Raw genomic sequence first — 8,637 nt, forward strand, 5'->3', positions numbered from 1 at the left:
GCCCTCCGGGAGGCCGCGGACAGACCCTAGGGTGAACCCCATGCAGCCTCAGCCCATGCAGCCTCAGCGACGAGGCGACCGGACCCGGATCCACCTGGTGAGCGACGTCCACGGCAACAGCGAGGCGCTGGCCCGCGCGGGCGACGGCGCCGACGCCCTGATCTGCCTGGGCGACCTGCTGCTCTTCATCGACTACCGGGACCACTCGCGGGGCATCTTCCCCGACCTGTTCGGCACGGAGGCCGCCACCAGGATGATCGGTCTCAAGACCGCCAGGCGCTTCGCCGAGGCCCGCGAGTTCGTCCAGGGGCTGTGGACCACCGTCGACTGGGACACGGACGTGGAGGCCGCCGTCCGCCGCCAGTACAAGCAACTCTTCGCCGCCTTCCCCACCCCCGCCTACGCCACCTACGGCAACGTGGACGTGCCCCGCCTCTGGGCCGAGTACGACCGCCGCGGTCTCACCGTCCTGGACGGTGAGACGACCGAGATAGGCGGGCTGCGGGTGGGCTTCGTCGGCGGCGGCCTGCGCACTCCGATGAACACCCCGTACGAGATCAGCGAGGAGGAGTACGCCGCCAAGGTGGAAGCCCTCGGCGACGTCGACGTGCTCTGCTCGCACATCCCGCCCGAGGTGCCGGAACTCTGCTACGACACCGTCGCCCGCCGCTTCGAACGCGGCAGCCGGGCGCTGCTGGAGATGATCCACCGGGTGCGGCCGCGCTACGCCTTCTTCGGCCACGTCCACCAGCCGCTGGCCCGCCGGATGCGGATCGGCGCCACGGAGTGCGTCAACGTGGGCCACTTCATGTCCAGCGGCAGGCCGTTCGCCGTGGAGTGGTGACCGCGGGTAGCCCACCGCGCGATAGCCTTCCCCCGCGACCACCAGCGGGTCCGCCGGGAACCCGCCTGTCCGGGCGCTTCCCGCTGCCCCGGCGAAACCGGCCCCGCGGCGGACGCCACACGACGGGTCGGCACCGGCACACGGGTTTCCGGTTTTCCTGAAGGAGCCATGAGCGATGGCGGAACACACCAGGTCGAGCATCACCATCGACGCGGCCCCGGCCGAGGTCATGGCCGTGATCTCCGACTTCGGGCGCTACCCGGAGTGGACCGGGGAGGTGAAGGAGGCCGAGATCCTGGCCACCGACGAGTCGGGCCGCGCCGAACAGGTGCGACTGCTGCTGGACGCCGGCGCGATCAAGGACGAGCACACCCTGGCCTACGAGTGGCCAGGTGAGCGGGAGGTCCGCTGGTCGCTGGTGAAGTCGCAGATGCTGCGCGCGCTCGACGGCTCCTACACGCTCGCCCCGATCGAGGGCGGCACCCGCACCGAGGTGACCTACCAGCTCACCGTCGATGTCAAGATCCCGATGCTGGGCATGATCAAGCGCAAGGCGGAGAAGGTCATCATCGACCGGGCGCTGGACGGGCTGAAGAAGCGTGTGGAGTCCGGCGCCTCCGGCGACCGGGACTGACGTGCGGGCAGGCCCCGGCGCGCCCTCCGGCCAGCGCGACGACCTCGGCCCGGCCGGCACCGTCCGCGTCCAGTTCGTCACCGGCGCGGGCGGCGCCGGACGCACCACCGTGGCCGCCGCCACGGCGCTCGCCGCCGGCCGCCGGGGGATGCGGACCGCGCTGGTCACCCAGGCCGCCGACGTACCGCACCCGGCGGACGGCGGAACCGGCGGGGTGACCGTCGTCCCCGTCGACCGCACCACCGACTTCCGGCAGCGCCTCGCCGCGGTCCAGGACGGCGCGCTCGGACTGCTCGACCAGTTCGGCGCCCAGCCACTGGAGCCCGACGAGGTCACCGAACTGCCCGGCGCCGAACCCCTCGCGCTGCTGCGCGCCCTGCGGCGGGCCGCCGACGGACGGTACGACCTCGTGGTCGTCGACCTGCCGCCGGCTGCCGACGCCGTACGGCTGCTCGCCCTGCCCGACCAGCTCGACCGCTACCTCCGCCGGCTGCTGCCGCCCGAACGGCAGGCCGCCCGCGCGCTGCGGCCCGTGCTCGCGCAACTCGTGGGCGTGCCGATGCCGGCCCGCCGCCTCTACGAGACCGCCGAGCACTGGCGCGCCGAACTCGCCCTGGTGCGGGAACTGGTCGAGGGCCCGGGCAGCTCGGCCGTGCTCGTCGTCGACCCCGGACCCGGCGGCGTCGACCTGGTCGCCGAGACGCAGGCCGGACTCGCCCTCTTCGGGGTACCGGTCGAGGCCGTGTTCGCCGCCCGGATGCTGCCCACCGGCTCCCCGGACCCGTGGCTGGCCGGTCTCGCCGCCGAACAGCAGAAGGCGTGCGCGGAACTCGGCGACCACCTCGGCACCCTCCCACTGATCGAACTGCCGCACCTCGGCCGGGCCCCCGCCGACACCGCCGACCTCGCCCAGCTCGGCGTCCCGGCCCCCGGCCCGGCCCCGCGCCGTCTCGGCCCCCGGGTGACCGACCGGCTGGCCGAGGACGGCGAGCTGGTGTGGCGACTGCCGCTGCCGGGCGCCTCCCGGGACCGCCTCGACCTCGTCAGACGCGGCGACGAGGTCATCGTGACCGTCGGCCCGCACCGCCGGGCGCTGCCGCTGGACTCGGCGCTGCGCCGCTGCACGGTCGCCGGCGCGCGCCTCGCGGGCCGCGAGCTGTCCGTGCGGTTCGCCCCCGACCCCGCGCTGTGGCCCGACCCGCGCTGAGCGGTACTGTCGGAAGTGCGCGGGGGCCGATGGCCTGTCCCGTCGCGTACAGCAGCAGCGCACCTCGCCGCCGGGAGCCCGCCATGAGCGACGCCAACGACGCCCACCCCGCCGACAACGCCGACGACCCCCGGACTCCGGACGACTCGCGGACCCCGGACGACGCCGGGGCGCCGGAGGACGCCTGGGCCCAGGCCTGCGCCGAGGACCTGGCCGCCGAGGAGGCCAGGAGAGCCGGCCACGAGCACGACCGGGAGCCCGGACGCGGCGACGCGGCGGACGAACTCCGCCGGCTGGTCGACTCCGTCGCCGAGCGGATCGCCGACGTCGCCGCCCCGCTGATGGGCGCCGCCGGACGGGCCGCCGCGGGCGAGGGCGTCGGCGCCACCGCCGAGCAGCTGACCCGGCGGCTCGCCGAGACCGCCAGGAACGCGTTCGACGACGTCGCCGACCGCAGCCCCGAAGTCGTCTCGCACCTGAGCGCGGCGGGCGCCGAACTGCTCGCCGCGTACCGGGCGGCCGTCGCCGAGCAGGAGCGGCGCTGGACCCGACGCGACGAACCCTGCGTCCGCGTCACCCGCGACGACGAGGAGCCGCAGGCCGGCGGCGACGAGGGCGACGAACCGCCGCCCGGCACGGAACGCATCGACGTCGACTGAGGCTGTCCGAGGGGTGGACGGCGCGGGGTCGGGGAGCGGACCGCCCGTCCAGCTCCGGTACCGTTGTGCCCAGCGGGGTTCTACCGGACAACTGAGGGACATATGGGACTCACCATTGGTGTCGACATCGGCGGTACGAAGGTCGCGGCCGGCGTCGTCGACGAGGCCGGCAACATCCTCGAGACCAGCAAGGTGCCGACCCCGCAGACCACCGAGGGCGTGATCGACGCGATCGCCGACGCGGTCCGCACGGCGAGCGCCGCCCACCGGGTGGAGGCCGTGGGAATCGGCGCCCCCGGCTACGTCGACGACAAGCGCGCCACCGTCCTGTTCACGCCGAACCTCACCTGGCGGCACGAGCCGCTGAAGGACCTCGTGGAACAGCGGGTCGGCCTGCCGGTGGTCATCGAGAACGACGCCAACGCCGCCGCGTGGGGCGAGTACCGCTTCGGCGCCGGCCAGGGCCACGACGACGTCATCTGCATCACCCTGGGCACCGGCCTGGGCGGCGGCATCATCATCGGCGGCAAGCTCTACCGCGGCCGGTTCGGCGTCGCCGCCGAGTTCGGCCACATCCGGATGGTCCCCGACGGACTGCTCTGCGGCTGCGGCAACCAGGGCTGCTGGGAGCAGTACGCCTCCGGCAGCGCGCTGGTGCGGTACGCGCGGCAGCGCGCCGCCGCCAGCCCGGACGCGGCCACGCTGCTGCTCGGCCTGGGCGACGGCACACCCGCCGGCGTGCAGGGCAAGCACATCAGCCAGGCCGCCCGCGCGGGTGACCCGGTGGCCATCGACTCCTTCCGGGAGCTGGCCCGTTGGGCCGGTGCCGGCCTCGCCGACCTGGCCAGCCTCTTCGACCCGGCCGCGTTCATCGTCGGCGGCGGCGTCTCCGACGAGGGCGAGCTGGTGCTCGAACCGATCCGCAAGTCCTACCGGCGCTGGCTGGTGGGCGCCCAGTGGCGCCCGCAGGCCCAGGTCCTCGCAGCCCAACTCGGCGGCAAGGCCGGGCTGGTGGGCGCCGCCGACCTGGCGCGCCAGGGCTGAAGGCCGGCAATGTCGGCGTAGCGTGACGGGATGTCAGCGACGCTCGACGACCTGCCCGCCTCGCGCACCGAGCCCGACGGCTCCGCCGTCGTACGGCTGCTCAGCTACAACGTCCGCTCCATGCGCGACGACGTGGGGGCGCTCGCCCGGGTCATCCGGGCCTGCGCCCCCGACGTCGTCTGCGTCCAGGAGGCCCCGCGCTTCTTCCGCTGGCGGCAGGCCGCCGGGCGGCTGGCCCGGTTGAGCGGGCTGGTGTACGTGACCGGGGGCGCCCCTGCGAGCGGACCGATGATCCTCAGCTCACCGCGCCCGGCCGTCGAACGCGCCGAGGACGTACTGCTGCCGCTCACCCCCGGACTGCACCGGCGGGGCCTGGCCACCGCCGTGCTGCGGTTCGGCGGTTCGGCCCGGCTGGCGGTGGTCAGCTGCCATCTGAGCCTTCAGAAGGACGAGCGGTACCGGCAGGCCGGCATGGTGCTCGACCGGCTCGCCGAACTGCGGGCCGCCGCCACCGGCGGCGGGATCGGCGCGGTGGTCGCGGGCGACCTCAACGAGCGGCCCGGCGGCCGGGCGTTCCGCCGACTCACCGGCGAACTGCTGGACGGCTGGGCCACCCGCCCCTGGGGCGGCGAGCTCACCTCGGAACCGGCCCGCCCGCACCAGCGGATCGACGCGGTGCTCGCCGCGCCGCCGGTCGAGGTGCTGGGCTGCGGCGTACCGGTCGGGCTGCCCGGTGTCAGCGACGCCGACCTGCGGGCCGCCAGTGACCACCTGCCGGTGCTGGCAGCGCTGCGCGTGCCCGGCTGACGGCGGCCGGCCGCTCGCCGTCCGCGTCGCGCTCCCGTCGGCCGTGGACGGCGAGCATCCCGCCGGTGAGCGCCGACACGGTGGAGAACGCGAGCAGCAGCAGAAGATCCATGGTGTCCCCCCGGACGTCCCCCGACGGCGTGACCGCTCTTTCGGGGCTCGTGTGGTCGGCACCATTGTGCCGCCCGGGGGCGGCGGACACATTGCCCGGTTCCGGCAGTCTCACCGCCGCCACGCCTGCCCGCTTCCCCCGCGGGCCGCACGCGGCCCCGGCTCACACGACCGCGCCGCGTCCCGGGTCCTCCCAGTCCTCGTCGTCCCGGCCGTCGCGCATCCGCGCGACCAGCGTGGCGAAGCCGCCCAGGAAGCCGCCGACGCCCAGCGTCACCACCCACCACGACATCGAGAGGCCGAGCAGCACGGAACCGAACAGCAGCGCCGGGCCGCCCAGCACGGCGAGCCAGGCGAACTTCGCGGCCGTGTCGAGCTTCGGCAGCGGCGGCGGCTCCGGCGGGACGAAGTGGTCGTCCTCCTCCGGCGGTTCGGCGGGCTGCCAGTCCCGGGGCCCGGTACCGGCGGCGTACACGGTGACGCTGCGCACCTGCGGCGGGCGGCCGTCGCCCTCGCCGTCCCGCTCGCCGGGCCCGTCGCCGTTGGCGTCACGGGCGTCGTCACCGACGTCGTCCGGGCGGTCTTCGGCGAGGTCGGTCGCCGTCCCGCCGGGAGCCGGGGCGGGCCGCTTCCGCAGCGGGTCGTCGTCCCGCTCCGCGTCCCCGTCCGGCGCCGCGCCGTCCGGCAGGTCGGTCAGCTCGCGGCGTTCCCCGGGCGGGTCCGGCGACTCCTTGTCGTAGCCGGCGACGATCTGCGCCCAGGCCGCCTCCTCGTCCAGGGGCTCACGGCCCTCCCCGCGTCCTTGTTCACGCTCCGTCACGTGCTGTCATCCTCGTCGCCAGCCGGGTGAAGAATCCGTACGAGTCCGCGAAGATGCGCTCCGCGTCGTGGTCCAGTGTGGCCACGTGGTAGCTCTGCTCCAAAACCGTCTCCGTCACGTCCGTCGACGAGACGTTGTCAAGCACCACCTGGGAGTCGCTGGGCGGGACGACATGGTCGACGCGGCTGTGCAGCACCAGCAGCGGCTGGGTGACCTGCGGCAGCTCCGCGCGGACCAGCCGGAACAGGTTGCGCGCCGAGTAGGCGGCGTGCAGCGGGACCCGGTCGTAGCCCGTCTCCACGACGCCCGGCTTCCTGATGTCGCTGGCGATGCCCTTCGTCGAGGTCACCAGGTGGCGCACCAGCGGCAGCGCGTAGCCCTCCAGCTTCGGGAACGTCGTCGCCGGGTTGACCACGACGACCCCGGAGATCGCGTCGCCGTGCCGGGCGGCCAGCCGCAGCGCGAGGGCGCCGCCCATCGAGAGGCCGGCGACGAAGACCTGCTCGCAGCGGTCCAGCAGGACCCGCAGCTCCCGGTCGACGGTCGCGTACCAGTCCTGCCAGCCGGTGTGCTGGAGGTCCTGCCAGCGGGTGCCGTGGCCGGGCAGCAGCGGCAGCGAGACGGTCAGGCCCTGGTCGGCCAGGTACCGCGCCCAGGGGCGCATCGACTGCGGCGACCCGGTGAAGCCGTGGCACAGCAGCACACCGGTCGTCGATCCCTCGTGGTACATCGGCTCGCACCCGGGAAGCAGCACCGTGATCTCCGTTCGGGAGGCGTGGAAGACGCGCGGGACAGGGGGACTGCCAACCTACCGGGCCCGGTGACCGGCTGGTAAGCCCGACAGCGGGGCGGACGGGAGCGCGCGGGGCCGGACGCGCCGGGCGGGTTAAGGTTCTGCACGTCAGACTCAGGAGGTCCCCAGCTTGTTGTACGGCGCCATGAAGCTGTCCATCGGCAACTCGCTCAAGCTCGCCTTCCGCCCGTGGGTGGAGGGCATCGAGCACGTTCCCGCCGAGGGACCTGCCATCCTCGCGAGCAACCATCTGTCCTTCTCGGACTCCTTCTTCCTGCCGGCGGTCCTCGACCGCAAGGTCACGTTCGTGGCGAAGGCGGAGTACTTCACCTCCCCCGGAGTCAAGGGGAAGCTGACGGCGGCGTTCTTCAAGGGCGTGGGCCAGCTGCCCGTCGACCGTTCCGGGGCGCGTGGCGCCGCCGAGGCGGCCATCAGGAGCGGGATCGAGGTGCTGGAACGCGGTGAGCTGTTCGGCATCTACCCCGAGGGCACCCGCTCCCCGGACGGCCGGCTCTACCGGGGCAAGCCGGGCGGCCTCGCCCGGGTCGCGCTGGCGACCGGCGCCCCGGTCATCCCGGTCGCGATGATCGACACCGAGAAGATCCAGCCGCCGGGGAAGGTCGTGCCCAAGCTGATGCGGCCCGGCATCCGGATCGGCAAGCCGCTGGACTTCAGCCGCTACCACGGCATGGACGGGGACCGGTTCATCATGCGCTCGCTGACCGACGAGGTCATGTACGAGATCATGAAGCTGTCGGGCCAGGAGTACGTGGACATGTACGCCACCGCCGCCAAGCGGCAGCTCGCGGAGGCGGCCAAGCGCCGCGAGGAGTGACGGCGCCGACCGGCGCCGACGGTGCCGGCCGGGGCGGGCCGCTGGCATGATGGGCGGCCGGGGAGTCCGGCCGACGGGCGAGCGCCGTGCTCGACGGGCGAGTGAGGCGGGGCGGGGGGACCGTATGGCAAAGCCGGAAGTGACACACGAGCCGGTCTCCATCGAACGCCCGCTGTGGCGGGCGCTGGCCGGCTACCGGGTGATGACCCTGGTCTACGCCGTCGGCGTCTTCCTCTTCCACCACCACTACCACCAGGCCTACGGCCGCCCCCTGGTGGGCGCGGTCTACCTGGCGTTCCTCGCCGTGTGGACCTTCGCCACGCTGCGGGCGGTCTCCTCCGCCGAACGCTGCACCAACCGCTTCCTCGCCATGGACTCCACGGTCGCGATCGGCGGCATCCTGCTCAGCCCGGTCGCCGACACCCACGCCCAGGTGAGCCCCACACTGCCGTCCGTCTGGGTGGCCGGCACCGTGCTGGCCTTCGCGATCCGGCTCGGCTGGCGCTGGGCGGCCGGCGCCTCGCTGGTGGTCGGTGTGGCCAACGTCGTCGAGGAGGTCGGCCTCACCCGGGACACCGTGCACAACGTGCTGCTGGTGACGATCGCCAGTATCGGCATCGGCTACGTCGTGGAGGTGGCCCGCTCCACCGAACGGGCCCTGGCCGAGGCGCTGCGCATCGAGGCCGCCGCCCGGGAGCGGGAGCGGCTGGCCAGGGACATCCACGACGGGGTACTGCAGGTGCTCGCCATGGTGCAGCGCCGGGGCGACGCGCTGGGCGGCGAGGCGGCTGAGCTGGGCCGTCTGGCCGGGGAGCAGGAGGTCGCCCTGCGGAACCTGGTCGCCGGCGGAATCGGCCGGCCCCCGGTGGCCACTGCCCCCGTC

At 74.2% G+C, this 8,637-nt stretch carries 10 protein-coding genes; 8 read left to right on the plus strand and 2 right to left on the minus strand.

Going from position 1 to position 8,637, the window contains the following annotated elements:
* Positions 1-40: 40 nt before the first annotated feature.
* The 6 genes from FNX44_RS19765 (at position 41) to FNX44_RS19790 (ending at position 5,195) form a co-directional block, all read left to right on the plus strand.
* Entirely contained in the window at positions 41-844 is an 804-nt protein-coding gene (locus tag FNX44_RS19765) for a metallophosphoesterase family protein (protein WP_228450034.1), read from the plus strand.
* A gap of 175 nt (positions 845-1,019) precedes the next feature.
* On the plus strand, positions 1,020-1,478 hold the full coding sequence (locus FNX44_RS19770; protein WP_143649738.1) for an SRPBCC family protein: 459 nt from the start codon (positions 1,020-1,022) through the stop codon (positions 1,476-1,478).
* 1 nt (position 1,479) lies between these two features.
* Positions 1,480-2,685 (plus strand): ArsA family ATPase, encoded by a 1,206-nt coding sequence (locus FNX44_RS19775; protein ID WP_323369514.1) that lies wholly within the window; start codon positions 1,480-1,482, stop codon positions 2,683-2,685.
* An 83-nt stretch (positions 2,686-2,768) separates the two neighbouring features.
* Complete coding sequence (locus FNX44_RS19780; protein WP_143649740.1) at positions 2,769-3,344, plus strand: DUF5304 family protein; 576 nt, start codon at positions 2,769-2,771, stop codon at positions 3,342-3,344.
* A gap of 102 nt (positions 3,345-3,446) precedes the next feature.
* Positions 3,447-4,388, plus strand: coding sequence for an ROK family glucokinase (locus FNX44_RS19785; RefSeq protein WP_143649742.1), 942 nt, complete (start codon positions 3,447-3,449; stop codon positions 4,386-4,388).
* Between the two features lie 30 nt (positions 4,389-4,418).
* Positions 4,419-5,195 carry an endonuclease/exonuclease/phosphatase family protein gene (locus tag FNX44_RS19790; RefSeq protein WP_143649743.1) on the plus strand — a complete coding sequence of 259 codons (777 nt, stop codon included), beginning with the start codon at positions 4,419-4,421 and terminating at the stop codon, positions 5,193-5,195.
* Between the two features lie 274 nt (positions 5,196-5,469).
* On the opposite strand, the gene FNX44_RS19795 is transcribed toward FNX44_RS19790, so the two are convergent.
* Positions 5,470-6,126: a hypothetical protein gene (locus FNX44_RS19795; protein WP_143649745.1), complete on the minus strand. Its 657-nt coding sequence runs from the start codon at positions 6,124-6,126 to the stop codon at positions 5,470-5,472.
* Positions 6,113-6,856 (minus strand): alpha/beta hydrolase, encoded by a 744-nt coding sequence (locus tag FNX44_RS19800; protein WP_143649753.1) that lies wholly within the window; start codon positions 6,854-6,856, stop codon positions 6,113-6,115. Before FNX44_RS19800 ends, FNX44_RS19795 begins: the two co-directional genes overlap by 14 nt.
* A 193-nt stretch (positions 6,857-7,049) precedes the next feature.
* Between FNX44_RS19800 and FNX44_RS19805 the strand changes: the two genes are divergently transcribed.
* Both FNX44_RS19805 and FNX44_RS19810 read left to right on the plus strand, forming a co-directional pair.
* Entirely contained in the window at positions 7,050-7,754 is a 705-nt protein-coding gene (locus FNX44_RS19805) for a lysophospholipid acyltransferase family protein (RefSeq protein WP_143649747.1), read from the plus strand.
* Between the two features lie 124 nt (positions 7,755-7,878).
* Positions 7,879-8,637, plus strand: a 759-nt coding sequence (locus tag FNX44_RS19810) for a DUF5931 domain-containing protein (RefSeq protein ID WP_228450035.1), incomplete at its 3' end; no start/stop codon positions are given.

The organism is Streptomyces alkaliterrae, assembly GCF_007097205.2.
In the GTDB taxonomy this organism is placed as follows: Bacteria; Actinomycetota; Actinomycetes; order Streptomycetales; family Streptomycetaceae; genus Streptomyces; species Streptomyces alkaliterrae.

Bases quoted from the DNA above. Each gene is read 5' to 3' on its own strand.
- FNX44_RS19780 (WP_143649740.1), top strand. From the start codon at position 2,769: ATGAGCGACGCCAACGACGCCCACCCCGCCGACAACGCCGACGACCCC.
- FNX44_RS19800 (WP_143649753.1), bottom strand. From the start codon at position 6,856: ATGTACCACGAGGGATCGACGACCGGTGTGCTGCTGTGCCACGGCTTC.
- FNX44_RS19765 (WP_228450034.1), top strand. From the start codon at position 41: ATGCAGCCTCAGCCCATGCAGCCTCAGCGACGAGGCGACCGGACCCGG.
- FNX44_RS19770 (WP_143649738.1), top strand. From the start codon at position 1,020: ATGGCGGAACACACCAGGTCGAGCATCACCATCGACGCGGCCCCGGCC.
- FNX44_RS19790 (WP_143649743.1), top strand. From the start codon at position 4,419: ATGTCAGCGACGCTCGACGACCTGCCCGCCTCGCGCACCGAGCCCGAC.
- FNX44_RS19785 (WP_143649742.1), top strand. From the start codon at position 3,447: ATGGGACTCACCATTGGTGTCGACATCGGCGGTACGAAGGTCGCGGCC.